The organism is Ectopseudomonas khazarica (assembly GCF_017915135.1).
In the GTDB taxonomy this organism is placed as follows: domain Bacteria; phylum Pseudomonadota; class Gammaproteobacteria; order Pseudomonadales; family Pseudomonadaceae; genus Aquipseudomonas; species Aquipseudomonas khazarica.
Map to the genome: position 1 here is coordinate 4,466,891 of NZ_CP068551.1, position 24,368 is coordinate 4,491,258.

Sequence of the window (24,368 nt, forward strand, 5' to 3'; positions counted from 1 at the left end):
GAAAAGGGCCGCCCATGGGGGCGGCCGGAGCTATCAGTTGAACAGGCCGAAGAAGAACAGGCGGATGCTGTCCCACAGGCGACCGAACAGGCCAGCCTCCTCGACCGACTGCAGAGCCACCAGGTCGGCGCTGTGCACGACCTCGTCACCCAGCTTGACCTCCACCTTGCCGATCACGTCGCCCTGCTGGATCGGGGCGATCAGCTGCGGGTTGAGGGTCATGCTGGCTTGCAGTTTCTCCAGCTGGCCCTTGGGCATGGTCAGCGCCAGGTCCTGGGCAAGACCGGCCTTGACCTGACTGGCCTGGCCTTTCCAGACGGTGGCCTGGGCCAACTCGGCGCCCTTCTGGTAGAAGGTGCGGCTCTCGAAGAAGCGGAAACCATAGGTCAGCAGCTTCTGGGTTTCGGCGGCACGCGCCTGCTCGCTGGTGGTGCCGAACACGGAGGTGATCATGCGCGCACCGTCACGCACGGCGGAGGACACCAGGCAGTAGCCGGCCTCGTTGGTGTGGCCGGTCTTCAGGCCGTCGACGGTCTTGTCGCGCCACAGCAGCAGGTTGCGGTTGGGCTGCTTGATGTTGTTCCAGAGGAATTCCTTCTGCGAGTAGATCGCATAGTGGTCGGCGTCCTCGTTGATGATCGCGCGGGCCAGGATCGCCATGTCGTGGGCACTGGAGTAGTGCTGCGGGTCCGGCAAGCCGGTGGCGTTCATGAAGTGGCTGTTCTTCATGCCGAGGCGCTCGGCGGTGGCGTTCATCATGTCGGCGAAGGCATCTTCGCTGCCGGCGATGTACTCGGCCAGGGCGATGCTGGCGTCGTTGCCGGACTGGATGATGATGCCGTGCAGCAGGTCGTCGACACTGGCCTGGCTGTTGACCGGCAGGAACATGGTCGAACCGCCCGAACCGGCACCGCCGGTACGCCAGGCGTGTTCGCTGATGGTGACCATGTCCTTCTCGCCGATCTTGCCGTTGCGAATTTCCAGGGTGGCGATGTAGGCGGTCATCAGTTTGGTCAGGCTGGCGGGCGGCAGGCGCTGGTCACCGTTCTCGCCCACCAGTACCTGGCCGGTGGCGGCATCCATCAGCACATAGGCGCTGGCCGCCAGTTGCGGCGGTGCAGGTACGACCTGCGGGCTGGCCCAGACCAGTGGCGAAACCAACAGGGTCATGAGGAGAAAGGCACGTTGCGCGAAGCTGGTGATGTTCATCCGTCTCTCGAAAATCGTTGCGTGGATTGTGAAACAGCCCCCGAAGGGGCCTTTCCCCGGCCGCCAATCATGACAGCACGTGGGTTAGTCCGGCCAATGCCGGTTTAGTGCCCCTGGGCCCGGAAAGAATTGCGCTTGCGCCTGCCGAGGCCCTGCGGGGTCGAATTAGTCGCCGCGTACCAGCGTCGGTTGGCCGAGGTTGGCGACCCGGACGCTGCTCTGCAGCTGCTCAGCCTCGCCCTGGTTGCTGATCGGCCCCAGACGAACCCGGTGCAGAATCTGCTGGTCGCGCACCACTGAGCTGATGAACACCGGCACACTGGTGGTCTGGCTCAGCTTGTCCTTGAGCAGCTCCGCAGCGTCCGGATTGGCGAAGGCTCCAACCTGGAGATACAGGCCAGAGGCTCCGAGTGAATCGTTTTTTTTTGCGTCGATCTGCACGGGCACCACGGCCGCTGCGTGCTGCGCAGGAGGCGGTGCGTACTGTTCGACGACCGGAGCGGGCTTGGCCAGCGGCGGCGCGACGGCGGCCTTGGCCGGCTGGTTGTTGGCCAGCACCATCGGCACCGGACGGCCCTGCTGCGCCCACCATTCGTGCGGGTCGATCCCCTCGACCTTGACCCGCGCCGTGCCTTTCTCGGCATAACCGAGCTTCTTCGCCGCGGCAAAGGACAGGTCGATGATGCGGTCGGAGTAGAACGGTCCACGGTCGTTGACCCGCAGGATCACGCTCTTGCCATTCTCCAGGTTGGTGACGCGCACGTAGCTCGGCAGCGGCAGGGTCTTGTGCGCGGCGGTCATGCCGTACAGGTCGTAGGTCTCGCCGTTGGCGGTGGCCTGCCCATGGAACTTGGTGCCGTACCAGGAGGCCGGGCCGACGGCCTGGTAGCGGCGCGCGTCCTGGATCGGGTAGTACTGCTTGCCGAACACCGTATAGGGCGCCGCCTTGACCGGGCCGTAGTGCGGCATCGGGATCGCATCGGGAATACGCGAGACGTCGACGTCCCACCAGGGCGCGCCGTCCTTGTGCGGACGGTTGAAGTCGTCCGGCCCGGACAGGCCGGCCGATTGCCCCGGCGCGGTGCCTGGCTGCGGCGCTCGATTGGAGGAACAGCTGGCCAACAACAGGGCTGCGCTCATGCACGCAGCCAGTGGCAGCAGTTTGGACAGATTCATCAGTTACCCCGCGCTTCGACCAGCAACTCGGCCAGTTGGTTGACCGCCATGGCGTACATCACGCTGCGATTGTAGCGGGTGATGGTGTAGAAGTTGGGCAAACCGAACCAGTATTCGTCGCCTGCGGCGCCTTCCAGACGAAATGCGGTGACCGGTACGTCCTCGGCAAGCGCGTCCTGGCTGGTCCAGCCCAGCTCGCGCAGCTCGGCGACGTTCTTCACCGGATCGAGCCCCTGGGTCATGCCCTCCTCGACGCGCTCGCCCGAGACTTCGACGCGGCTGGCCACCTGGCCACCGGCCTGCCAGCCATGGCGCTTGAAGTAGCTGGCAACGCTGCCGATGGCATCGGTCGGATTACTCCAGATATTGATATGGCCGTCGCCGTCGAAATCCACCGCGTAGGCGCGGAAGCTGCTCGGCATGAACTGCGGCAGGCCCATGGCGCCGGCATAGGAACCTTTCAGCGAGATCGGATCGACCTGCTCCTCGCGGGTCAGCATGAGGAACTCGCGCAGCTCCTTGCGGAAGAACGGCGCACGCGGCGGGTAATCGAAGGCCAGGGTCGACAGCGCGTCCATCACCCGCCAGTTGCCGGTGTTGCCGCCATAGAAGGTTTCCACACCGATGATGGCGACGATGAACTGCGCCGGCACCCCGTACTCGGCCTCGGCTTTCTCCAGCGCGGCCTGGTTCTGCTTCCAGAAGGCCACGCCCTGGGCGATGCGCTTGTCGGTGATGAAGATCGGCCGGTATTCCTTCCACGGCTTGACCTTCTCGGCGGGCCGCGAGATCGCGTCGAGGATCGCCTGCTTGCGCTCGACCTCGGCGAACAGGCTCACCAGTTGCTCCCCGGCGAAGCCATAATCGCGGGTCATTTCCTCGATGAACTCGGCCACCTGGGGCGAGCCGTCGTAATCGGCCGCGAGCACCTGGGACGTCGCGCCGAGCAGACCTACCATACCGGCCCCGATGAACGTCCGAGCTGCCCAACTGCGCAGTGAATGCATTGAATCCAAACTCCCAATCAAACCTGAGCGATCCACTTTCGATGCGTGTGAATCGCCATCAATATCCCGAAGCCTGACAACAAGGTGACCAGATGGGTTCCGCCGTAGCTAATGAAGGGCAGCGGCACCCCAACCACCGGCAGCAAGCCACTGACCATGCCGATGTTGACGAATACGTAGACGAAGAAGGTCATGGTCAGCGCCCCCGCCAGCAGCTTGCCGAACAGCGTCTGCGCCTGGGCGGTGATCACCAGGCCGCGCGCGAGCAGCAGCAGATACAACAGCAGCAGGATGCAGACGCCCACCAGGCCGAACTCTTCGGCAAGCACGGCAATGATAAAGTCCGTGTGACTTTCCGGCAAAAAATCCAAGTGCGACTGGGTGCCCAGCAGCCAGCCCTTGCCCAGCACGCCACCGGAACCGATGGCGGCCTTGGACTGGATGATGTTCCAGCCCGAGCCCAGCGGGTCGCTCTCCGGATTGAGGAAGGTCAGCACGCGGCGCTTCTGGTAGTCGTGCATGAAGAAGAACCACATGCCTACCGCGATCGGCACCACCGCCGCTGCCGCGCCGATGATCCAGCGCCATTGCAGACCGGCCATGAACACCACGAAGGCACCCGAGGCCAGGATCAGCAGCGAGGTGCCGAGGTCGGGCTGCTTGGCGATCAGAACCACCGGCACGCCGATCATCGCCAGGCTGACGAGCAGATGCTTGAAGCGCGGCGGCAGGTTGTGACGCGCCAGGTACCAGGCGATGGTCATCGGCATGATGATCTTCATCAGCTCCGACGGCTGGAAGCGAATCACCCCGGGGATGTTGATCCAGCGCGTGGCCCCCATCGCGGTATGCCCCATCAGTTCCACCACCAGCAGCAGGCCGACGCCCACCACGTAGGCCAGCGGTACCCAGCGCGCCATGAAGCGCGGGTCGAACTGGGCGATGACCACCACGGCGAGCATGCCGATGCCGAACGAGGACGCCTGCTTGATCAGCAGGTCGATGTTCTTGCCGCTGGCCGAATAGAGGATGAACAGGCTGCCGGTACCGAGGATCAGCAGCAACAGCAACAGCCAGCCATCGATATGCAGGCGCTGCAGCAAGCTGGCGCGCCGGCGCAGCACGTCCTCGTCGGAAAGCGTACGGTCGAAGTTACCGATCATCGTTGACTGTGACCTCAGCACTCTGCGGCGATGCGAATTCGGCCTTGAGCTGGCCGGTCTGCGGGTCCAGCAACCAGGCATCCATGACCTGCTTGAGCACGGGGGCGGCCACGCCGGAACCCGACTCACCGTTCTCCACCATCACCGCGACGGCGATCTGCGGGTTCTCCACCGGCGCGAAGCCGATGAACAGGGCGTGGTCGCGATGGCGCTCCTGGATCTTGTTGCGGTCGTAGCGCTCGCCCTGCTTGATCGCCACCACCTGCGCCGTACCGCTCTTGCCGGCGATGCGGTAGACGGCACTGTCGCCGACCTTGCGCGCGGTCCCCCGGGCGCCGTGCAGCACCTCTTCCATGCCATGGATGCTGTAGTCCCAGAACTTGGGATCACGCAGCTGGATATCCGGCATCGGATTGGGGTCCAGCGGCTGCCGTCCATCGATGCTCTTGGCCAGGTGCGGGCGAATCCACTTGCCACGCGTGGCCATCAGCGTGGTGGCCTGGGCCAGCTGCAGCGGCGTGGTCTGCATGTAGCCCTGGCCGATGCCGAGGATCAGCGTCTCGCCGGGATACCAGGGCTGGCGGAAGCGCGCACGCTTCCAGTCGCGCGACGGCATCAGGCCAGCGGTTTCCTCGAACATGTCCAGCGCCACACGCTGACCGATACCGAAGCGGCTCATGTAGTCATGCAGACGGTCGATGCCCATCTTGTGCGCCAGGTCGTAGAAGTAGGTGTCGTTGGAGCGGGCGATGGCCAGGTTGAGATCGATCCAGCCGTCGCCATTGCGGTTCCAGTTGCGGTACTTGTGGCTGTTGTTGGGCAACTGGTAGAAGCCCGGGTCGAACACCCGCGTGGTCGGCGTGATCACGCCGGCATCCAGTCCCGACACCGCGACCATCGGCTTGATGGTCGAGCCCGGCGGATAGAGGCCGCGCAACACCCGGTTGTACAGCGGCTGGTCGATGGAGTCGCGCAACTCGCCGTAGGCCTTGAAGCTGATCCCGGTGACGAAGGGATTGGGGTCGAAGCTCGGCTGGCTGACCATCGCCAGGACCTCGCCGGTCTTCGGCTGGATCGCGACCACCGCCCCGCGACGCCCGCCGAGGGCATTCTCGGCAGCTTCCTGCAGGCGCGAGTCGAGGCTCAGGACGATGTCCTTGCCCGGCTTCGGGTCGATACGGTTGAGCACCCGCAGCACGCGGCCACGGGCATTGGTCTCGACCTCTTCGTAGCCGACCTCGCCGTGCAGCTCCTCTTCGTAGAAGCGCTCGATACCGGTCTTGCCGATATGGTGGGTACCGGCATATTCGGTCGGGTCCAGGCGCTTGAGCTCCTGCTCGTTGATCCGCCCCACGTACCCCACCGAGTGGGCGAAGTGCTCCTGCAGGGGGTAGTGGCGCACCAGCTGCGCGGCGACCTCGACCCCGGGCAGGCGGAACTGGTTGACCGCCACGCGCGCGATCTGCTCCTCGCTCAGCTCGAACAGGATCGGCACCGGCTCGAACGGCCGCCGCCCCTGGCGCACACGACGCTCGAACAGCGCGCGGTCCTCGTCGCTCAGCTCGAGCACCTCGACCACCGTATCCAGCACCTGCAGCCAGTCGCCAGCGCGCTCGCGGGTCACCGTCAGGCTGAAGCTGGGCCGGTTGTCGGCGATGATCACGCCGTTGCGGTCATAGATCAGGCCACGGGTCGGCGGAATGGGCTGAACGTGGATGCGGTTGTTTTCCGCCAGGGTGCTGTGATGCTCGTACTGCACGACCTGCAGGTAGTACATGCGCATGACCAGCACGCAGGTCAGGAGGATGATGACCGCACCACCGACGAGCACGCGGCGCTTGACCAGGCGAGCGTCCTTTTCGTGATCCTTGAGGCGAATCGGCTGCGGCATCGGTTACGGCTGACTATTTGTGATAGGGGTGGCCGGACAGCACGGTCCAGGCCCGATAGATCTGCTCGCCGAGCAGGATACGCACCAGCGGATGCGGCAGGGTCAACGGCGACAGCGACCAGCGCTGCTCGCTGCGCGCGCAGACCTCGGGGGCGAGGCCCTCGGGGCCACCGACCATGAGGTTGACGTTGCGCGCATCGAGGCGCCAGCGATCCAGCTCCGCCGCCAGCTGTTCGGTGCTCCACGGCTTGCCATGGACCTCGAGCGTGACGATACGTTCGCCGGGCTGCACCTTGCTCAGCATGGCCTCGCCTTCCTGACGGATCAGGCGCGCGACGTCGGCGTTCTTGCCACGGGTGTTGAGCGGAATCTCCACCAGTTCCAGCGGCAATTCGGCCGGCAGGCGCTTGACGTACTCCTGCCAGCCCTCCTCGACCCAGCGCGGCATGCGCGAACCGACGGCGATCAGCTTGATCCGCATTACTCGGCGCTATGCTGCGCGCGGCTCTGCTCGGCACCCTGCCACAGGCGCTCCAGATCGTAGAACTGACGCGCGGTCGGCAGCATGACGTGAACGACGATGTCGCCCAGGTCGAGCAGCGCCCACTCGCCGCCATCCAGACCCTCGCTGCCGATCGGGCGCACGCCCTTCTCCTTGACCTTCTCCAGCACGTTCTCCACCAGCGACTTGACCTGACGGCTGGAGCTACCGCTGGCGATCACCATGAAATCGGTGATGCTGGTCTTTTCCTTGACGTCGATCACGGTGATGTCGGTCGCCTTGATCTCTTCCAGCGCCGCCACGGCGATCTTGACCAGCTCGTCGCTGGGCATGTTCTGCTTGCTCATAAATGACTCGTTTGCCTCGTGTAATGGACGCCTGCGCAGGTGCACGGCGTATCAAGCATGCGGCGCACGGTACAGATCGTGCGCCTGGATATAGGCCAGTACCGCATCCGGCAAGAGAAAACGCGCGGAACGGCCGGTTGCCAACAAGTGGCGGATCTGCGTGGCGGAAATCGCCAGCGGAGTCTGCCAGATGAAACTGATTTGCCCGCCTGCGCCCTCCAGGCTCAGCGGGTCGCTGACACTGCGCGCCGCCAGCAGATCGCGCAGCGCCTCCGGCGCCTCGCTGTCGGCATCGGGGCGCTGCAGCACCAGCAGGTGGCTGTGCAGCAGCAACTCCTCCCAGCGGTGCCAGCTGGGCAGGCTGCAGAAGGCGTCCCAGCCCAGCAGCAGAAACAGCTGATCGCTCGGCGCCAGCTCGGCCCGTACCGACTCCAGCGTGTCCACCGTGTACGACGGCTTGTCGCGCTTCAGCTCGCGATCATCGACCTTGAGCCGCGTCTCGCCGGCCACCGCCAGTTCGACCATGGCCAGGCGCTGCTCCGCCGTCGCCTGTGGCGTATCACGATGCGGCGGCCTGGCACTGGGAATCAAGCGCAGCTCGTCCAGCGCCATGAATTCGGCCACTTCCAGCGCCGCACGCAGATGCCCGATGTGCACCGGGTTGAAGGTACCGCCGAGCAGGCCGATACGTCGGGCGCCGAGTCCGTTCATTTATGTGCGAATGTGTCCGTCGCCGAAGACCACGTACTTCTCGCTGGTCAGGCCTTCCAGGCCGACCGGGCCACGGGCGTGCAGTTTGTCGGTGGAGATGCCGATCTCCGCACCGAGGCCGTACTCGAAGCCATCGGCGAAACGCGTGGAGGCGTTGATCATCACCGAGGCGGAGTCCACCTCGGTGAGGAAGCGCCGCGCATCGCTGAAGTTCTCGGTGATGATCGAGTCGGTGTGCTGCGAGCCATAGTGATTGATGTGCTCGATCGCGGCGTCCAGCGAGTCGACGATGCGAATCGCCAGGATCGGCGCGTTGTACTCGGCGAACCAGTCGTCCTCGCTGGCCTCCAGCACGTCGCTGCCAAGCAGCGCACGCGTCGCGGCATCGCCACGCAGCTCCACGCCCTTGTCGCGGTAGATGGCGGCCAGCGGCGGCAGCACACGGGCAGCAATGCCCTCGTGCACCAGCAGGGTCTCCATGGCGTTGCACGGCGAGTAGCGCTGGGTCTTGGCGTTGTCGCAGACGCGGATGGCCTTGTCGAGATCGGCGGCGATGTCGACATAGACGTGGCAGACACCGTCCAGATGCTTGATCACCGGCACCTTGGCGTCGCGGCTGATGCGCTCGATCAGGCCCTTGCCACCACGCGGCACGATCACGTCGACGAACGCCGGCATGGTGATCAGCTCACCCACCGCCGCACGGTCGGTGGTCTCCACCACCTGCACGGCCGCCGCCGGCAGCTCGGCCTCGGCCAGGCCCTGCTGGATGCAGCGGGCAATCGCCTGGTTGGAGTGAATCGCCTCGGAGCCGCCGCGCAGGATGGTGGCGTTGCCGGACTTCAGGCACAGGCTGGCGGCATCGATGGTCACGTTCGGCCGCGATTCGTAGATGATGCCGATCACGCCCAGCGGCACGCGCATCTTGCCCACCTGAATGCCCGACGGCAGGTAGCGCATACCCTGGATCTCGCCGATCGGGTCCGGCAGCGTGGCGACCTGGCGCAGGCCCTCGATCATGCTGTCGATCACCTTCGGGGTGAGCGCCAGGCGATCGACCATCGCCGGCTCCAGGCCACTGGCACGGGCGGCGGCCAGGTCCAGTTCGTTGGCAGCGGTCAGTTCGGCGCGGGCGGCGTCGAGGGCATTGGCGGCAGCCTGCAGCGCGCGATTCTTCTGCGCGGTGCTGGCACGGGCAAGCACCCTGGATGCCTGGCGGGCGGCCTGGCCCAGGCGGGTCATGTAAGCGTGCACGGACTCGGTCATGGCGGCGGAGGTCTGGCAGTTGGAAAAAGGGGCTGATTATAGCGGGCTCGCGAGGCCACGCCCAGCGGCGTCTGGCAAGCGGTAGACAGCTCGTCCGCGCAGCCCCGGCGGTAACGCCCGCAAGCGCAGGGCACGGGTGCCGGCGGTGCAACGGTGACACCCGGCAGACGGCGCCGCCCGAAGGTTGGGTAAACAAATCGCCCCCCGATGTTTACCTTGCAATCGAGGTTTGCCAGCCCAGGCGAGGCGGCGCGAGTGCCGCCCCAGAAGAACAACAAGAGCCACTGGAGTGCCCCCATGCTGCGTTATCGCACCGACTACAGCGCCACCCTGCTGGCCAGCCCGCCCGACGTCATCGAGATCGCGGGCTGGCGCCTGCACTACCAGGCCTATTCGACCCGCCAGCGCGACACGCGAGCGCCGGTGCTCCTGCTGGGTGGCGCCTTCCAGAGCTTTCGCTCCTTCGCCGCGGAGGTGGACGAGCTGCTCGGCGAACATCCCGTGATACTGCTCGACCTGCCCAGCCAGGGCGGCAACCTGCAGCTGGCCCCCGAGCTGGAGCTGGAACAGCTGGCCGACCTAATCGCCGCTTTCGCCGAACAGCTGCAACTGCCGGCCTTGATGCCCGTTGGCCTGTCCTATGGCTCGGCGCTGGCCGCGCTGTTCGCCGCCCGCCACCCTCGGCGTTGCGCCCGCCTGTTGCTGGCCGGCATCACCGCTTTCGGCCGTCCGGGTGCACGGCGGATGCTGGAGGAAGGCCTGGCCCTGCTCGAAGAGGGTCGCCTGGGCGAATTCGCCCAGGGCGCCCTGACCGGTCTGCTCAATCCTCTGCACCTGCAGGAAACCGGTGTTTCACCGGTCTTTCGCAAGGCGCTGCTGCGGCAGATCCAGCGCCTCTCGCCTCTGGAGGTCGAGCGTTATCGGCAGAACAGCCTGCGCCTGCTGGCCTTCAGCGGCTTCGACAGCCATCCGCAATGCCCGACACTGGTGCTTGCCGGCGAGCATGACCATTTCACCCAGCCCTGGGAGCACGCCCACTTCGCTGCGGCCTGCGGCATGGCCGAGTGCGCCGTGATTCACCAGGCCGACCACCTGGCCCAGTTCGAACGGCGTGAAGCCTGCGCCGCCCTGTATCGCCCCTTCCTCTGCGAACGCCCGCTGCCGGCACGCAGCCCCGGCAGCACGCGCCTGCACGCGGGCCAGCTGCTGAACCTGGAGAAGCGCTGCGAGCCGCGCCGCACGCCACGCCAGCAGCACGCGGAGCTGCAGCATGCCGATGGCCCGCGCTGGGCGATCGAGCTGAGCGAACTGGGCTTCTTCGGCGGCCGCCTGCAGGGCGACCTGCCCGTCGACCTGCCGCAGCGGGGCTGGCGACTGAGCCACGGCGACCTGCCTGAACAGCACCTGATACCGCTGCGCCACGACGAGCAGGGCCTGGCTTTCGTGTTCGCGCATAGCGATGCCGCGGCCAGCCAGGCGCTGGCCGAACGCTTCCACCCCGCACCACAGCCTGCTGCCGCCTGCGCCTGACTCGCGCAGGCGCCCTCCCTACACCTGTGCCTGGATCACCCGCACCAGCCCTGGCAAGCGTGCCGCCGGCAGGCCGAGGCTGCCGGCATCGGCACTGGGATCGAGCACCTGTACCCGGGCGAAGCCGCAGCGCTGGAAGCCCGTGACGATCTCGGCGTGATCGCGGTAATGCAGCGGGTAGCTGCCCCGGGTGAGCCGGCCGATCAGCTCGACGCCCCAGCGCAACTGGCGATAGCGCGGATGCTCACGCAGGTCCGGGTAGAGCTCGGTGAGATAGGTGGCCTCGGGGAAATCGCTCAGCCCTGTCGCCAGGCGGCTCCAGAAGCCTTCGATCAGCTCCAGCGGGAAGTAGTTGACCAGACCCTCGGTGATCACCACCACCGGCTGACTGCGATCGAGACTGGCTAGCAGCGCCGCCAGGGACTGACTGCCGCGCTCGGCCAGGATGTCCACCGCACGCACCTGATGCCGGCCATCCAGCCAGCCCTCACCGTGCAGCAACAGGCGCTTGCGCGCCGCCATCGCCGGCAGGTCCGCCTCGAGGTACTGCAACTCTGGGTAACGCGAGCAGAAGCGCCGGCCACGCGGTGAAAGTCCGCAGGCGATCTCCACCACCTGACGCACGCCCCGCCGCTCTATCGCCTCGGTCAGCTGTGCATCGATCTGCAGATGGCGCTGCAACAGAAAGGCCTCGATATCCAGCCCGAAGCCGGCTCGCGCGCCCCAGGTCACCGGCCACAGCAGCTTGTGCACGAAACGCCCGAATGGCGTGACGAAGGCCGGATCGGCCAGGCGATGGCGATACCAGACGTATCCGGTGTAATGCGCCGAGGGACTGATATGGGCGCTGCTGGCGCGGACACGTTCAGGCATTTTTAAGGCTCTTGTTGTTATGCTCGCGGCCCCAGAGTAGAACGCCACGAGTCCCTGCGACAGATCATGCCCGCCGAACCCACCCTAAGTTTGCCCTGGCCTGGCGCCCGGCCACTGCCCGCTGCCTTCTTCGACCGCGACGCCCAGTTGCTGGCTCGCGAACTGCTCGGCAAGGTGATCCGTCACCGCGTCGGCGAGCAGTGGCTGAGTGCGCGCATCATCGAGACCGAGGCCTACTACCTGGTCGACAAGGGCAGCCACGCCTCGCTCGGCTACACCGAGAAGCGCAAGGCGCTGTTCGAAGGCGGCGGGCACATCTACATGTACTACGCCCGTGGCGGCGACTCGCTGAACTTCAGCGCCTGCGGCCCTGGCAATGCCGTGCTGATCAAGTCCGCACACCCCTGGTTCGACGCCATCAGCGACGCACAGACGCTCGCCACCATGCAGCGCAACAACCCCGACCGCCTCGGCCAGCCACGCCCGCCCGAACGCCTCTGCGCCGGACAGACCCTGCTGTGCAAGACGCTCGGCCTCAAGGTGCCGGAGTGGGATGCGCAGCGTTTCGATCCCCTGCGGCTGTTCGTCGAGGATGTCGGCGAACGTCCGCAGGCGATCATCCAGTGCGCACGCCTGGGCATCCCCCTGGGGCGTGACGAGCACCTGCCCTACCGCTTCGTCGATGCCGCCTTTGCCCGCCACTGCACACGCAACCCGTTGCGCCGGGGCCAGGTCGAAGGCCGCGACTATCGACTGCTGAACGCCGAGGAAGGGCAGCGATGAGCGCCTGGCTGGACAACCTGACCACCTGGCTGGGCGGCCACCCGCAGTGGCTGGGGCTGGCGATCTTCCTCATTGCCCTGCTCGAGTGCCTGGCCCTGGTCGGCATCCTCCTGCCCGGCGTGGTCCTGCTGTTCAGCGTCGCCCTGCTCGCGGGCAGCGGCGTCCTCGGCCTGTGGCAGACGCTGGCGCTGGCCTATGCCGGCGCAGTGTGCGGCGACCTGCTGTCGTACACGCTGGGCCGGCACTTCAAGCACAACATCGGGCGCCTGCCGATCCTGCGCCGCCACCCGCAATGGGTCCTCCACGCGGAGCTGTACTTCCAGCGCTATGGCGTGGCCAGCCTGCTGGTCGGTCGCTTCATCGGCCCGCTGCGGCCGATGTTGCCGATGGTGGCCGGCATGCTCGACATGCCGCTGCTGCGCTTCGTGCTGGTCAGCCTCGTCGCCGCCGCTGGCTGGGCCGTGGCCTACCTGCTGCCGGGCTGGGCGACCGGCGCCGCGCTGCGCCTGCCGATGGCCGAGGGTTTCTGGAGCGAAGCCGCGTTGCTGCTGGCTGGCATCGGCGTGGTCCTGCTGGCGACGATTCAAGCCAGCCTGGCGGAGAAACCACGCGCCAGCCTGCTGGGCGGCTGCCTCAGTCTGCTGTTGCTGCTGGCCATGGTCATCGGCTGGCCGCATCTGGATGCCCTGGACCAGGGCTTGATGAGCCTGGTCCAGGAACAGCGCCAGGCGCACCTGGACAAGTGGATCGGCACCCTGACACGGCTGGGGGACTTCCATACCCAGCTGGCGGCCGCCATTGTGTTGTGCGCCCTGCTGTTGCTGGCGCGGCGCTGGCGTCACCTGCTGTTCGCCGGCTCCACCCTGCTGCTGACGGCGCTGAGCAACACGGCGCTCAAGCATGGTTTCGCCCGGGCCCGCCCCGACGTGCTGAGCGAACCCCTGACCAGTTTCAGCTTCCCCAGCGGCCATAGTTCGGCGGCCTTCGCCTTCTTCCTGGTGCTCGGCGTGCTGGCCGGGCGCGGCCAATCGGCGCGCCTGCGGCTCGCCTGGCTGGTGGTGGCCAGCCTGCCGGCCGTGGCGATCGCCTTGTCGCGGGTCTACCTGGGTGTGCATTGGCCCAGCGACATCATCGCCGGCGCCCTGCTGGCCTCGACCGTCTGCGGCCTCAGCCTGGCCCTGTGCCAGCGCCAGCAGCCGCTGCCGGCACTCCCGGCGCGCCTGTGGTGGATCGTGCTGCCAGCCTGCCTGGCGGTACTCGGTGGCATGGCCACCTGGCAACTGTCGACGGCGTTGCTGCGCTACGCCTACTGAGGCTCAGGCATCGCCCTGAAGCAGCTCCAGCATGGCGTGCAGCTGCTCCAGGCGCAGGCCGGGATCGTCCAGCTGCAGCAGTTGCAGCTTCTGCCCCGGCTCCAGCGGCAGCAGGTAGGCCAGCTGGTTGGCCAGTTGCTGCTGGCCGCTGACCACCCCCGCCATCTCCAGCCCGGCGACCAGCGGATGCTCGGCCAGTGCCGCATGCAGGGCGGCGAGGTCGGCATGCTCGCCGTGCAGCGGACTGTCCGGCTGTTCCTCCAGCCAGTGCACCTCGGCGACGGTCAGCTGATCGGGCAGGACCTGCGCCCGCTCGACACGAAAGCGCCGCCCGCCCTCGACCCGAATCCCCAGCAAGCCATTGGTGCGCTGCTGAAAGTCGCGCACCAGCGCCTCGCAGCCGATGGCGGCGAAACGGCTGGCGGCCTCGCCCACCTCCTCGCCCTCGACGATGCAGACCACGCCAAAACCGCTGCCCTGCTTCATGCAGCGGCTGATCATGTCCAGGTAGCGCGCCTCGAATACCTGCAGGTCGAGCACGCAGCCCGGAAACAGCACGGTGTTCAGCGGAAACAGCGGGAGATTCATGGTTTCACAGCCTGTTTTCGACGCCGCGCAGGCGACGTGTGGTCGGTCGTGGGGCAGGCTCTCACAGGAACAGGGCAATCGCCAGCGGCAACAGCACCGCCGTGATCACCCCCATCAGGCTCATGGCCAGGGCCGCGAAGGCACCGCTCTCATCGCTGTCCTGCAGCGCCCGCGCCGTCCCCACCGCATGCGCGGTGATGCCCAGCGCCATGCCCTGCGCCGCCGGATGGTGGACCCGGCACAGGCGCAGGATCGACGGCCCGACGATGGCGCCGATGACCCCGGTGATCATCACGAACACCGCGGCCAGCGCCGCGATACCGCCGATCTGGTCGGCCACCAGCATGGCGATCGGCGAGGTCACCGACTTCGGCGCCATGCTCATCAGCATCAGGTGCTCGGCACCGAACAGCCAGGCCAGCCCCGCACCGAGCACGGTGGCGACGGTTCCGGCGAGCAGCAGGGTCAGGACGATCGGCCAGAACAGCTGGCGAATCCGCCGCAGGTTGAGATACAGCGGCACCGCCAGAGCCACGGTGGCCGGGCCGAGCAGCAGGGTCAGCGCGGCCACGCTGTTCCTGTACTCGGCGAAGCTCAGGCCGCAGAGCAGGAGAATGCCGATCACCGTGAGCATGGACACCAGCACCGGCTGCAGGAACACCCAGCGGGTACGTTCGTAGGCCGCCATCGCCAGCTGGTAGGCGCCCAGGGTGATGCCGATGCCGAACAGCGGGTGATGCGTCAGCGCCTGCCAGGCGCCCTGCCAGTCCGGACTCATGCGTCCTCCCGGCGCTGCTGGCGCTCGATCAGCTTCTGCATCAGCCAGCCGGCAAACGCCACCGACAGCAACAACGACAGCAGCAGCGCGCCGACCACCGCCCAGAAATCCGCAGCGATATCGCTGGCATAAGCCATCACGCCAACGGCCGGCGGCACCAGGATCAGCGGCAGGTACTTCAGCAGGCTGCTGGAGGCGACGCTGAGCGGTTCACCCACTTCGCCGCGCAGCAGGAGAAAGACGAACAACAGCAGCATGCCGATGATCGGGCCGGGCAGCATCGGCAGCAGCAGAACGTTGAGGGCGGTGCCGAGCAGTTGACAGAGCACCAGCCAGGAGAGGCCGCGAAGCAGCATGGTTGAGGTCTCCAGAAGACGAGCGATGACCATCACCCCCGACTGAACGAGGGGATTCCGGGCATCCTTTGAGGCATGTCGGCCATTATAGGCGTGATACGCCGTCACTGGCCTCCGTATTGCTTCGTCAGGCTGGCCTATGCCGCGTCATTCAGTGCGCCAAGGCAGGCTTGACCGACTGCTGCCCTCATGATGATCTAGGCCGCAACGGATTCACGCACACAAGAAAAACACCCGCGTCCTCAAGGAGGAACTATGCCGTTCGTACCCGTAGCAGAGCTCAAGGACCAGGTTGGCAAGGAACTCGGCAAATCCGAGTGGCTGACCATTGATCAAGAGCGCATCAACCAGTTCGCCGAGTGCACCGGCGATCACCAGTTCATCCACGTCGATCCGGAAAAGGCCAAGCTGACGCCCTTCGGCACCACCATCGCCCACGGCTTCCTCTCGTTGTCGCTGGTACCGATGCTGATGGAAAAGATCATGATCATGCCGCAAGGCCTGAAGATGGCGGTGAACTACGGCCTCGACAGCGTACGCTTCATCCAGCCGGTCAAGGTCGACTCCAGGGTGCGCCTGGTGGTGACGCTGACCGACGCCAACGAGAAGAACCCCGGCCAGTGGCTGCTCAAGGCACGCGCCGTACTGGAGATCGAAGGCCAGGAGAAACCTGCCTACATCGCCGAACCGCTGACCCTCTGCTTCGTCTGAGCCCCCCGGGCATACCGAGTCGTTGTCGCTTCCGGCGTTCGCCGCCGGAAGCGGCAACCTTGCGACGGCAAAGCGTGCAGTGCAGCAGCGCAAGCATCCGGGCTTGCGGCATACTGCTCGCAACGTACCGACTTGGATGTCCGCGATGAATCCCCCTGCCCTGCGCCTGCTCCCTCTCTGTCTGGCCCTGCTCCTCGCCGGTTGCGACGAAGCGCGTCCGCTGCTGCCCGCCAACGCCACCCTGCCGGATGGCGGCCAGTACCGTGGTGAAATCGTCGATGGCCTGCTGCAGGGCCCCGGGCGCCTGGACTACCGCAACGGCAGCTGGTTCGTCGGCCAGTTCCAGGACGGCATGCTCGAAGGCGACGGCGAATGGCAGGGACCGGGTGGCGAGCACTACCAGGGCGAGTTCCACCAGGGCATGTTCCATGGCCAGGGCACCCTCACCTACAGCGACGGCAGTCGCTATCAGGGCCAGTTCGAGCGCAACCGCTTCAGCGGCGAAGGCGTGTTCGAACAGCACGGGCAGCGCTACCAGGGCGAGTTCCGCAACGACCAGTTCCATGGCCTGGGCAAACTGGAGATGGCCGACGGCAGCAGCTTCCAGGGGCAATTCGTCGACGGCCAGCCCGAGGGTCAGGGCGTGCGCGACGATGCCTATGGCGACCAGTACAGCGGCGTGTTCAGCCAGGGGCAGCTCAATGGCCAGGGCAGCTATCGCAGCGCCGACGGCGACACCTACAGCGGTGGCTTCCACAACGGCGACTTCAACGGCAAGGGCCGCTACCAGAGCGCCAGCGGCGCAGTCTGGGCCGGCGAGTTCATCGACGGCGTGATGCAGGGCTCCGGGGAATACAACGATGGTGACGGCACCCGCTACCTCGGCGACTTCGAGGACTGGCAATACGCCGGTGAAGGCCTGCTGACCCTGGCCGACGGCAGTGTCTACCAGGGGCGCTTCGCCGCCGGGGAATACAATGGCAAGGGCACCCTGACCCAGGCCGATGGCAGCCGTCTGGTCGGCACCTGGCAGCGCGGCCGGTTGATCCGCGACGAACAGGGCAAGGCGCTGCCGGACAGCCTCGAACTGGGCCTGCTGCTGCAGGGACGTCTGCTCGACGAGACCATCGCCGCCATCCCGGCATCCACGCCGGCGCGCGAGCTGTACGCCCTGAGCCTGGCCGGTGACGGCAAGCAGAGCGTGTTCATGCGCGAGGCCGACTACGTCAGCAGCCTGATGCGCGAACGCTTCGGCGCCTTCTCCAGCACCACCCTGGTCAACCACCGCGACCACCTCGCCGACCGCCCGCTGGCCACCCGCGAGAACCTGACCCGGGTGGTGCGGACGCTGGCCGAGCGCACTGGCGAGGAAGACCTGATCTTCATCTACCTGACCAGCCACGGCTCGCGCCGTCACGAACTCAGCCTCGACCAGCCACGCCTGCAGCTGGCCGACCTGCCGGCCAGCGAGCTCGCCGCGCTGCTGGCGCCGCTCAAGCAGCGCAACAAGGTGGTGGTGATCTCCGCCTGCTACTCCGGCGGCTTCATCCCACCGCTGAAGGACGAGAAGACCCTGGTAATGACCGCGGCACGGGCCGACCGGGTGTCCTTCGGCTGCAGCGAAGAGAACGACTTCACCTATTTCGGCCGCGCCCTGTTCGCCGAGGCACTGGGCGAGACCGACAATCTCGAACGAGCGTTTGAACTGGCCAAGGAAAGAGTTGCCGAACGTGAGCAGAGCGACGGTTTCGAACCCTCCGAACCGCAGATCTGGGCGCCGCGTGGTGTACTCCAGCACTGGCGCAACCTGCGCCAGAGCCAGGCCGAACGCGCACTCAGTGCCGTGGCCAGCCCTGCAGCGAACGACTAAGCTCAGTTGTAACGAACAAGAGACAAATGCATGTATCTGACTCCGCAGCACATCCTCATCGCCGGAGCCACCGGGCTCACGGGCGAACACCTGCTCGATCGCCTGCTCAGCGAACCGACGGTAGCCCGCGTGCTGGCGCCAACCCGTCGCCCCCTGGCAGCCCACCCACACCTGGAAAACCCGGTTGGCGAACTGCAGGGTCTGCTGCCGCAACTGTCCGGCCAGGTCGATACCGCGTTCTGCTGCCTGGGCAGCACCATCAAGCAGGCAGGCTCGCAGGAAGCCTTTCGCGCCATCGACCATGACCTGATCCTGGCCTTCGCCCGCCGGGCTCGCGAGCTGGGTGCGCGGCACCTGGTGGTGATCAGCGCACTCGGCGCCAACCCGAAATCGTCGGTGTTCTACAACCGCGTCAAGGGCGAGACCGAAGAGGCGCTGAAGGCCATGAGCTGGCCGCAACTGACCATCGCCCGCCCGTCGCTGCTGCTCGGGGCGCGCCATGAATTCCGCCTTGGCGAGCGCCTCGCGGCCCCCCTGCTGCGCTGGCTGCCAGGCAAGTACCGCGGCATCGACGCCTGCGCCCTGGCCCGTGCCTTGTGGCGCCTGGCGCTGGAGGAAGAGGACGGTATCCGCGTGATAGAGTCTGCCGACCTGCGCCGTCTGGGGCGCTGATGCCGTGGATGAAACGATGAAACCGACGAGCCTGATCGAAGCCCTGCAAGACGCCGACATGCTGGAGATCGACGGCCTGTACGCCTGGCAGTTCGACCTCGACACCGAATTGCTGGCACAGATCAGCGCGGGCACGGCCGGCAGCGACAGTTCGGCCAAGCCCCTGCTGCAGGTGCACTGCATCGATGGCCGCGAACGGCGCCTGTGGAAGTTTTCCCTGGCCTCGGTCCAGGCCGCACGCCACAGCGAAGAGGACGACAGCTGGCACCTCGAGAGTGACGGCGTCAGCCATGACCTCAAGTGCTTCGCCGCCTTTCGCGGTGACAACGATGACGATGAGGACGAAGCCTAGGCCATGGGCTTCTACGACCGTCATGTGCTGCCGCAGCTGATCGACTTCGCCTGCGGCATGGGGGCGGTGATGAAAGCCCGCTCGCAGATCGTGCCACTGGCACGGGGCCGGGTGCTGGAGATCGGCATCGGCAGCGGTCTCAATCTGGCGTTCTACGATCCGCAGCGGGTCGAGGTCGTGGTCGGGGTCGACCCCTCCGCCGACATGCAGCGCCTGGCCCGCGAACGGGCCGCGCGCTGCCCTGTCGCGGTGGAGATGATCGCCCTGGAGCTGGGGCAGATCCAGGCGGCGGATGCCAGCTTCGACGACATCGTCTGTACCTTCACCCTCTGCACCATTCCCGACGCCGTCGCCGCGCTCAGGGAGATGCGCCGCGTGCTCAAGCCGGAAGGTCGCCTGCTGTTCTGCGAACACGGCCTGGCACCCGATCAGCCAGTGGTGCGCTGGCAGCGACGCCTCACGCCGGTGTGGAAACCCCTGGCCGGCGGCTGCCACCTGGACCGTGACATACCGGCGCTGATCCAGGCCGGTGGTTTTCACATCCGCCAGTTGGACAGCGGCTACCTCAAGGGTCCACGGCCCATGACCCACGTCTATCGCGGCTGGGCAGACTGAGCGCTCAGCTCTCCAGACGCGGCAGGACGATACTGAAACGGCTGCCCGTACCGACCTCGCTCTCGCAGACCAGATGCCCGGCATGCCGCTCGACCACGGCCCGCACCATGGTCAGCCCCAGGCCAAGCCCCTCGCTCGCCTCGACATCGCCCAGCCGCCGGTATGGCAGGGCCAGCTGGGACAGGTCCGCGGCCGCGATACCACGCCCCTGGTCGATGACGCTGCAGCAGATCCAGTCGCCTTCGAGCCGCAGCGCCAGCTCGACGCGCGTTCCGGACGGGCTGTACTTGATGGCATTTTCCAGCAGGTTGAACAGCGCGCGGCACAACAGCCCGTGGTCGGCGCTGACCAGCGTCTCGTCGTCGTCCAGCCGGTGCACCAGCTCGATGCCTTTGGCGCGCCCCAGCGGCCAGGCCTGCTCGAAGGCGTCCAGCGCGATCGTCCCGATCAGGGTCGGTTCGAAGCGATAGTCCTCGGACTCGGCACGCGTCAGTTGAACGAAATCCTCGGTCAGGCCCAGCGCCCGCCGGACCTGCCCCTCGATCTGTTGCAGCACGCTGTCGTCACCCGGCGCCACGCGCTTCTGCAGCTCGAGCAGGGCGAGAATCGCCGAGTGCGGCGCCCGCAGGTCATGCGACAGAAAGCGCAGCATGGTGCTGCGCTGCGCCTGCGCCTCGCGCTCGGCGCTCAGGTCGAGCAGGGCCACCAGCCAGCCCAGTGCCAGCGCTCCGCTGGCAGAGCGCATCGCTGCCACTTCCAGGCGCAGGTGCAGACCGGACGGGCTGCGGAACTCCACGCCACCCATGTCACGCAGGTCACCCGCGAGGCCCGGCGGATAGCCAAGCTCGACCAGCAACTCGTTCACCTGCCCGCCCAGACGGGCATCGCCGACGATGCGCCGGGCCCTTGCGCTGCTCAGCAGGATCAGCCCCTGCGGATCGCACACCAGTGTCGCCACGGGCAGTTGCTCCAGCCCCTCAGTCATGAAGCGGCGGGTGTCGCGAACCCGCGCCAGCGCGCGCTCCAGCGCCATGATACGTTGCTGCAGCACATCCCCCTCGGGGGCGGCCGCCACGTCCTGCTCGGGTAGCACGCGGGGTTCGGCGTCCAGGCGGGCCAGCTCCCAGCCGAAGTAGGCCAGGACCGCACTCTGCCGCCGCCAGTGCCATAGCAGGTAGGTCAGCAGCAGCCCCAGCAGACTCGCCGCGGGCGACCACCACCAGCCGCTGGACAGCAGCCCCCAGGACAGCGCCAGGCTCGCGGCGGCCATCAGCAGTGTCAGCGCCAGGGCGTGACGCAAGCGCGCCAGCAGGAAGGCGATCAGCAGCAACGCCACCGGCAGGCAGGCCATCAGCGCCGTGACCCAGGCGGCGGGCTCGACGATGCTGCGCCGTTGCAGCAAACCGTTGAGAATGCTGGCCTGGATCGCCACCCCCGGCGTCACGCCCGCACTACCGGCCACGGGAGTGACGTAGCGGTCGCCCAGACCCGGCGCGCTGGCGCCGACCAGTACCACGCGACCGCGCAACAGGCTGTCCGGCACTTCCCCGCGCAGCACGCTCAGATAGGGCACGACGGGGAACTGCCGCGAGAACGGAATACGGATCCTGTTCTGCCGCTGCCAGCCGGCCAGCAGCTCCCCGTCCGGGCGCCCCGGCAACTCGGCGGCGGCATCCGGCTGCAGATGGGCGAAGGCCTGCAGCGCGAGAAGGGGGCGCGTTCGCCCCGGCGGGCCCTCGTGCAAGTAGACGGAGCGCACCACGCCGTCGCCATCCGCCTCGACATTGATGTGACCGAGGCCGAGCGCGCACTCGCGCAGCGATGAAAAGGGCAGGATCTCACCCGGGGCCTGGCCCTGCCGGGTCCTGCCGTCACGCAGCAGCGGCAGGAGCAGATTGCCTGAGCGACAGACTGCCCTGGCCAGCGGCTCATCCTCTTCAGGACGGGCCGATTCGGTGAAGATCACGTCGAACAACACCAGTTCGGCCCCCGCCTGGTGCAGACGCTCGATCAGGTCGGCATGCACGCCTCTGGGCCAGGGCCAGCGACCGATGGCCGCCAGGCTGCGGTCATCGATCTCCACCAGCAGCAAGCGCGAGTCCTGCGGCACTGCGGTCCAGCCGAGCAAGCGGTCGTAGATCAGGTTGTCGAGCGTGCTCAGTCGCCCCTGCGCGAGAAAGGCGACCAGCGGCAGCAGGATCAGCGCCAGCAACGCCCATTCACGGACGATGCGCCGGAACAGCCGCCCGGACATCGAGAAGGCGCCCGAGCGCCCCGGCTCATGGGGCATTGCGACGCCAGGCCGGCAGATAGAGGATCTGGTAGACCGAGGTCATGCCTTCCAGGCCATTGTCATCGAAGGCGGACAGGCGCACGTGGTAGGTGTCGACCGGCAGCCCGCTGAAGTTGACGCTGGGCGTCTCGGAAAAACGCTCCTGGCGAATGCGCAGGAACTGTTCGTCGCTGGCCAGCTGCACGCGATAGCGGGTGGCGCCGGGCAGCGGCTGCAGCAGCAGTGTCCAGTTGCCCGAACTCATGTCGCGACCGCCCTGCCCCAGCAGACGCGGCGCCGGTAGCAGCTCGACCGGACGCAGCTCGCCCTGTGGCAGCAGGTTCAGCCCCTGACGGGCACCGACCAGCACCGCAGACTGCTCGTCATCGACGCGCCGCGCCGCGACACCCCCTTCGAGCACCTCGGACAGACTGCGCGTTTCCCCCTCCGCAATGCGCACGCGGAAGTGGGTACCACGCACGCCAAGCACCCCGACCGGGGTCAGCACCTGATAGTGCTCGTCGTCCTCCGCCTGCTTGCGCACGTAGGATTCGACCTGGCCCTGGCGCAGCATGATCTGCAGGCGTTCGTGCTCCTCTTCCCAGTGCAGTTCGACCTGGGAGCTGGACGGCAAGACGATGCGCGAACCGTCGCCACTGACCAGGCTGACGAACGTGGAGTCCTCGGTGCGAATACCTTCCTTGTCATCGACCAGCATGCCTTCGCGCAACGCCGTTTCCGCGCCGCGCGCATCGACTATCCACGCCCGCCCTTCCAGGTACTGGACATAGACGGGCAACTGCGGAGCCAGCGGGCCGGCCAGCTCGCCGTCCTCGACAGGCTCGGCCAATGCGTCCACGCTGGCGCACGCCCCCACGACCAGCAATGCCCTGCAGAACCACGCGCCAGCGCTCAAGGCACCACGCAACCCCAGCATCCCCATTTCCCTTGTCACTCAGTCCAACTCCAGGCGATTGCGGCCATTTCTCTTGGCTCTGTACAGGGCCTGATCGGCCCGGCGCAGGGTATCCACGCCCGACTCACCAGCCGAGAACGACGCCAGACCAGCCGAACAGGTGATACGCAGGCGCCGGCCACGCACATGAAAGGGCGCCGACTCGATGCTCTTGCACAGTTCCGAGAGCACCGCGTAGCCGGCTTCCCGGCCGGTATTGGGCAACAGGATAGCGAACTCCTCGCCACCATATCGCGCCAGAAAGTCGCTGTCGCGCAAACGCGACGCCAGCAACCGGGCGATCAGGCGCAAGGCCTTGTCGCCCGCCGGATGACCGAAGTCATCGTTGATGCGTTTGAAGTGATCCACATCCAGGAATGCCAGTTGCAGGTCGCCGCCGTGGCGCCGGTGACAGGCCAGCGCTTCGTTCAGGCGCAGTTCCCAGGCCCGGCGATTCGGCAGCTTCGTCAGCACATCGGTCAGCGCCTGGCGCTGTTGCTGGTGAGCCAGCCCGTTGAGGCGCTGCAGGCGCTTGCGGTATCCATCGAGTTCGACCTGCAGGCTGACGATGCGCGCCTGCATGATCTGCTCGGTGTGCTGCTGGGCATGCAGCGCCTCCAGCAACTGGCGCAACCGGGCATGCGTCAGCCCATGCGGAGGTGATACGTCCGCACCATGGATCGATGTGATAGTTGCCATCGCCCACCTCCGTTGCGAATTCATTCACGCCCGATCAGGCGGTGACATCCGGCACCCAGGACCGCGCCCAGCAACGGCGCGAGCCAGAACAGCCAGAGTTGCTCGATGGCCCAGCCACCGACATAGACGGCCACGGCGGTACTGCGCGCCGGGTTCACCGAGGTGTTGGTCACCGGAATGCTGATCAGGTGAATCAGCGTCAGCGCGAGGCCGATGGCCAGCGGCGCAAAGCCGGTGGGCGCTCGCCCGGAGGTGACGCCCAGGATGATCAGCAGGAACATCGCGGTCATCAGCACTTCGCAGATCAGCGCCGCCAGCAGCGGGTAGTCGCCGGGAGAGTGCTCGCCATAGCCATTGGCGGCGAAGCCGGAGCCGACCAGATCGAAGTCCGAGCTGGCGGCGGCGATCAGGTACAGCGCGCCCCCGGCCAACAGGCCGCCAGCCACCTGCGCCAGCATGTAGGGCAGCACATCCCTCGAGGGGAAACGCCCGGCGGCCCACACACCCAGCGTCACCGCCGGATTGAAGTGCGCACCGGAGACATGCCCCACCGCATAGGCCATGGTCAGCACGCTCAGGCCGAACGCCAGGGAGATACCCAGCAGGCCCACACCGAACCCCGACAGGATGGCCGTACCGCAGCCCCCCATCACCAGCCAGAACGTACCAAGCAGTTCGGTAGCGTATTTATTCATCATCATCACTCCAGCACACACGACATGAACGAGG

25 protein-coding genes are annotated in these 24,368 nt (G+C 66.7%); 8 read left to right on the forward strand and 17 right to left on the reverse strand.

Annotated features, from left to right (window positions below; all coding sequences use genetic code 11):
* Positions 1-33 precede the first annotated feature (33 nt).
* From JLK41_RS21030 to JLK41_RS21070, 9 genes are all read right to left on the reverse strand, one after another.
* Positions 34-1,209 (reverse strand): D-alanyl-D-alanine carboxypeptidase family protein, encoded by a 1,176-nt coding sequence (locus JLK41_RS21030; protein WP_037051576.1) that lies wholly within the window; start codon positions 1,207-1,209, stop codon positions 34-36.
* A 165-nt stretch (positions 1,210-1,374) separates the two neighbouring features.
* Complete coding sequence (locus JLK41_RS21035; RefSeq protein ID WP_175252576.1) at positions 1,375-2,385, reverse strand: septal ring lytic transglycosylase RlpA family protein; 1,011 nt, start codon at positions 2,383-2,385, stop codon at positions 1,375-1,377.
* Positions 2,385-3,392: a lytic murein transglycosylase B gene (gene mltB / locus JLK41_RS21040; RefSeq protein WP_134675751.1), complete on the reverse strand. Its 1,008-nt coding sequence runs from the start codon at positions 3,390-3,392 to the stop codon at positions 2,385-2,387. Before mltB ends, JLK41_RS21035 begins: the two co-directional genes overlap by 1 nt.
* Positions 3,393-3,409: 17 nt before the next feature.
* Entirely contained in the window at positions 3,410-4,555 is a 1,146-nt protein-coding gene (rodA, locus tag JLK41_RS21045) for a rod shape-determining protein RodA (protein WP_037051572.1), read from the reverse strand.
* A complete protein-coding gene (gene mrdA / locus JLK41_RS21050; protein WP_175252575.1) occupies positions 4,545-6,446 on the reverse strand; it encodes a penicillin-binding protein 2 in 1,902 nt (633 codons plus the stop codon). The genes rodA and mrdA overlap by 11 nt, the downstream gene beginning before the upstream one ends.
* A gap of 13 nt (positions 6,447-6,459) precedes the next feature.
* Positions 6,460-6,927, reverse strand: coding sequence for a 23S rRNA (pseudouridine(1915)-N(3))-methyltransferase RlmH (gene rlmH / locus JLK41_RS21055; protein WP_013717179.1), 468 nt, complete (start codon positions 6,925-6,927; stop codon positions 6,460-6,462).
* The gene (gene rsfS, locus JLK41_RS21060) at positions 6,927-7,280 is read right to left on the reverse strand and encodes a ribosome silencing factor (RefSeq protein WP_179555354.1); all 354 of its coding nucleotides are present in this window, start codon (positions 7,278-7,280) and stop codon (positions 6,927-6,929) included. Before rsfS ends, rlmH begins: the two co-directional genes overlap by 1 nt.
* Positions 7,281-7,346: 66 nt before the next feature.
* On the reverse strand, positions 7,347-8,006 hold the full coding sequence (gene nadD, locus JLK41_RS21065; RefSeq protein ID WP_037051567.1) for a nicotinate-nucleotide adenylyltransferase: 660 nt from the start codon (positions 8,004-8,006) through the stop codon (positions 7,347-7,349).
* A complete protein-coding gene (locus tag JLK41_RS21070) occupies positions 8,007-9,272 on the reverse strand; it encodes a glutamate-5-semialdehyde dehydrogenase (RefSeq protein ID WP_037051564.1) in 1,266 nt (421 codons plus the stop codon).
* A gap of 300 nt (positions 9,273-9,572) precedes the next feature.
* On the opposite strand from JLK41_RS21070, the gene JLK41_RS21075 reads away from it, so the two are divergent.
* Positions 9,573-10,802 (forward strand): alpha/beta fold hydrolase, encoded by a 1,230-nt coding sequence (locus tag JLK41_RS21075; RefSeq protein WP_134675813.1) that lies wholly within the window; start codon positions 9,573-9,575, stop codon positions 10,800-10,802.
* A gap of 18 nt (positions 10,803-10,820) precedes the next feature.
* Here JLK41_RS21075 and JLK41_RS21080 read toward each other — a convergent pair whose 3' ends face one another.
* Positions 10,821-11,675 carry a class I SAM-dependent methyltransferase gene (locus tag JLK41_RS21080; RefSeq protein ID WP_134675755.1) on the reverse strand — a complete coding sequence of 285 codons (855 nt, stop codon included), beginning with the start codon at positions 11,673-11,675 and terminating at the stop codon, positions 10,821-10,823.
* 66 nt (positions 11,676-11,741) lie between these two features.
* Between JLK41_RS21080 and JLK41_RS21085 the strand changes: the two genes are divergently transcribed.
* The gene (locus JLK41_RS21085; RefSeq protein WP_134675756.1) at positions 11,742-12,458 is read left to right on the forward strand and encodes a DNA-3-methyladenine glycosylase; all 717 of its coding nucleotides are present in this window, start codon (positions 11,742-11,744) and stop codon (positions 12,456-12,458) included.
* A complete protein-coding gene (locus JLK41_RS21090) occupies positions 12,455-13,771 on the forward strand; it encodes a bifunctional DedA family/phosphatase PAP2 family protein (protein ID WP_210389760.1) in 1,317 nt (438 codons plus the stop codon). The genes JLK41_RS21085 and JLK41_RS21090 overlap by 4 nt, the downstream gene beginning before the upstream one ends.
* A gap of 3 nt (positions 13,772-13,774) precedes the next feature.
* On the opposite strand, the gene JLK41_RS21095 is transcribed toward JLK41_RS21090, so the two are convergent.
* The 3 genes from JLK41_RS21095 to JLK41_RS21105 all read right to left on the reverse strand — a co-directional run bounded on the left by JLK41_RS21095 (position 13,775) and on the right by JLK41_RS21105 (position 15,493).
* Complete coding sequence (locus JLK41_RS21095) at positions 13,775-14,359, reverse strand: LON peptidase substrate-binding domain-containing protein (RefSeq protein ID WP_037051551.1); 585 nt, start codon at positions 14,357-14,359, stop codon at positions 13,775-13,777.
* A 61-nt stretch (positions 14,360-14,420) separates the two neighbouring features.
* Entirely contained in the window at positions 14,421-15,137 is a 717-nt protein-coding gene (locus JLK41_RS21100) for an LrgB family protein (protein ID WP_037051549.1), read from the reverse strand.
* Positions 15,134-15,493: a CidA/LrgA family protein gene (locus tag JLK41_RS21105; RefSeq protein WP_037051546.1), complete on the reverse strand. Its 360-nt coding sequence runs from the start codon at positions 15,491-15,493 to the stop codon at positions 15,134-15,136. The genes JLK41_RS21100 and JLK41_RS21105 overlap by 4 nt, the downstream gene beginning before the upstream one ends.
* Before the next feature lie 255 nt (positions 15,494-15,748).
* On the opposite strand from JLK41_RS21105, the gene JLK41_RS21110 reads away from it, so the two are divergent.
* The 5 genes from JLK41_RS21110 to JLK41_RS21130 all read left to right on the forward strand — a co-directional run bounded on the left by JLK41_RS21110 (position 15,749) and on the right by JLK41_RS21130 (position 19,713).
* Positions 15,749-16,204, forward strand: coding sequence for a MaoC family dehydratase (locus tag JLK41_RS21110; RefSeq protein ID WP_037051543.1), 456 nt, complete (start codon positions 15,749-15,751; stop codon positions 16,202-16,204).
* A gap of 145 nt (positions 16,205-16,349) precedes the next feature.
* Positions 16,350-18,074 carry a C13 family peptidase gene (locus JLK41_RS21115; RefSeq protein WP_210389761.1) on the forward strand — a complete coding sequence of 575 codons (1,725 nt, stop codon included), beginning with the start codon at positions 16,350-16,352 and terminating at the stop codon, positions 18,072-18,074.
* A gap of 30 nt (positions 18,075-18,104) precedes the next feature.
* Positions 18,105-18,746, forward strand: coding sequence for an oxidoreductase (locus JLK41_RS21120; protein WP_210389762.1), 642 nt, complete (start codon positions 18,105-18,107; stop codon positions 18,744-18,746).
* Between the two features lie 16 nt (positions 18,747-18,762).
* On the forward strand, positions 18,763-19,098 hold the full coding sequence (locus JLK41_RS21125) for a DUF5629 family protein (RefSeq protein ID WP_037051535.1): 336 nt from the start codon (positions 18,763-18,765) through the stop codon (positions 19,096-19,098).
* A 3-nt stretch (positions 19,099-19,101) separates the two neighbouring features.
* On the forward strand, positions 19,102-19,713 hold the full coding sequence (locus JLK41_RS21130; RefSeq protein WP_037051534.1) for a class I SAM-dependent methyltransferase: 612 nt from the start codon (positions 19,102-19,104) through the stop codon (positions 19,711-19,713).
* A gap of 4 nt (positions 19,714-19,717) precedes the next feature.
* Here JLK41_RS21130 and JLK41_RS21135 read toward each other — a convergent pair whose 3' ends face one another.
* From JLK41_RS21135 to aqpZ, 4 genes are all read right to left on the reverse strand, one after another.
* The gene (locus JLK41_RS21135; protein ID WP_210389763.1) at positions 19,718-22,003 is read right to left on the reverse strand and encodes a CHASE2 domain-containing protein; all 2,286 of its coding nucleotides are present in this window, start codon (positions 22,001-22,003) and stop codon (positions 19,718-19,720) included.
* The gene (locus JLK41_RS21140) at positions 21,993-22,844 is read right to left on the reverse strand and encodes a FecR family protein (protein ID WP_373921496.1); all 852 of its coding nucleotides are present in this window, start codon (positions 22,842-22,844) and stop codon (positions 21,993-21,995) included. Before JLK41_RS21140 ends, JLK41_RS21135 begins: the two co-directional genes overlap by 11 nt.
* Before the next feature lie 96 nt (positions 22,845-22,940).
* Entirely contained in the window at positions 22,941-23,639 is a 699-nt protein-coding gene (locus JLK41_RS21145) for a GGDEF domain-containing protein (RefSeq protein WP_231499309.1), read from the reverse strand.
* A gap of 20 nt (positions 23,640-23,659) precedes the next feature.
* Positions 23,660-24,334 (reverse strand): aquaporin Z, encoded by a 675-nt coding sequence (gene aqpZ / locus JLK41_RS21150; RefSeq protein ID WP_210389764.1) that lies wholly within the window; start codon positions 24,332-24,334, stop codon positions 23,660-23,662.
* Between the last annotated feature and the right edge of the window lie 34 nt (positions 24,335-24,368).

Bases quoted from the DNA above. Each gene is read 5' to 3' on its own strand.
- JLK41_RS21030 (WP_037051576.1), bottom strand. From the start codon at position 1,209: ATGAACATCACCAGCTTCGCGCAACGTGCCTTTCTCCTCATGACCCTG.
- JLK41_RS21035 (WP_175252576.1), bottom strand. From the start codon at position 2,385: ATGAATCTGTCCAAACTGCTGCCACTGGCTGCGTGCATGAGCGCAGCC.
- mltB (WP_134675751.1), bottom strand. From the start codon at position 3,392: ATGCATTCACTGCGCAGTTGGGCAGCTCGGACGTTCATCGGGGCCGGT.
- rodA (WP_037051572.1), bottom strand. From the start codon at position 4,555: ATGATCGGTAACTTCGACCGTACGCTTTCCGACGAGGACGTGCTGCGC.
- mrdA (WP_175252575.1), bottom strand. From the start codon at position 6,446: ATGCCGCAGCCGATTCGCCTCAAGGATCACGAAAAGGACGCTCGCCTG.
- rlmH (WP_013717179.1), bottom strand. From the start codon at position 6,927: ATGCGGATCAAGCTGATCGCCGTCGGTTCGCGCATGCCGCGCTGGGTC.
- rsfS (WP_179555354.1), bottom strand. From the start codon at position 7,280: ATGCCCAGCGACGAGCTGGTCAAGATCGCCGTGGCGGCGCTGGAAGAG.
- nadD (WP_037051567.1), bottom strand. From the start codon at position 8,006: ATGAACGGACTCGGCGCCCGACGTATCGGCCTGCTCGGCGGTACCTTC.
- JLK41_RS21070 (WP_037051564.1), bottom strand. From the start codon at position 9,272: ATGACCGAGTCCGTGCACGCTTACATGACCCGCCTGGGCCAGGCCGCC.
- JLK41_RS21080 (WP_134675755.1), bottom strand. From the start codon at position 11,675: ATGCCTGAACGTGTCCGCGCCAGCAGCGCCCATATCAGTCCCTCGGCG.
- JLK41_RS21085 (WP_134675756.1), top strand. From the start codon at position 11,742: ATGCCCGCCGAACCCACCCTAAGTTTGCCCTGGCCTGGCGCCCGGCCA.
- JLK41_RS21090 (WP_210389760.1), top strand. From the start codon at position 12,455: ATGAGCGCCTGGCTGGACAACCTGACCACCTGGCTGGGCGGCCACCCG.
- JLK41_RS21095 (WP_037051551.1), bottom strand. From the start codon at position 14,359: ATGAATCTCCCGCTGTTTCCGCTGAACACCGTGCTGTTTCCGGGCTGC.
- JLK41_RS21100 (WP_037051549.1), bottom strand. From the start codon at position 15,137: ATGAGTCCGGACTGGCAGGGCGCCTGGCAGGCGCTGACGCATCACCCG.
- JLK41_RS21105 (WP_037051546.1), bottom strand. From the start codon at position 15,493: ATGCTGCTTCGCGGCCTCTCCTGGCTGGTGCTCTGTCAACTGCTCGGC.
- JLK41_RS21110 (WP_037051543.1), top strand. From the start codon at position 15,749: ATGCCGTTCGTACCCGTAGCAGAGCTCAAGGACCAGGTTGGCAAGGAA.
- JLK41_RS21115 (WP_210389761.1), top strand. From the start codon at position 16,350: ATGAATCCCCCTGCCCTGCGCCTGCTCCCTCTCTGTCTGGCCCTGCTC.
- JLK41_RS21120 (WP_210389762.1), top strand. From the start codon at position 18,105: ATGTATCTGACTCCGCAGCACATCCTCATCGCCGGAGCCACCGGGCTC.
- JLK41_RS21125 (WP_037051535.1), top strand. From the start codon at position 18,763: ATGAAACCGACGAGCCTGATCGAAGCCCTGCAAGACGCCGACATGCTG.
- JLK41_RS21130 (WP_037051534.1), top strand. From the start codon at position 19,102: ATGGGCTTCTACGACCGTCATGTGCTGCCGCAGCTGATCGACTTCGCC.
- JLK41_RS21135 (WP_210389763.1), bottom strand. From the start codon at position 22,003: ATGCCCCATGAGCCGGGGCGCTCGGGCGCCTTCTCGATGTCCGGGCGG.
- JLK41_RS21145 (WP_231499309.1), bottom strand. From the start codon at position 23,639: ATGGCAACTATCACATCGATCCATGGTGCGGACGTATCACCTCCGCAT.
- aqpZ (WP_210389764.1), bottom strand. From the start codon at position 24,334: ATGAATAAATACGCTACCGAACTGCTTGGTACGTTCTGGCTGGTGATG.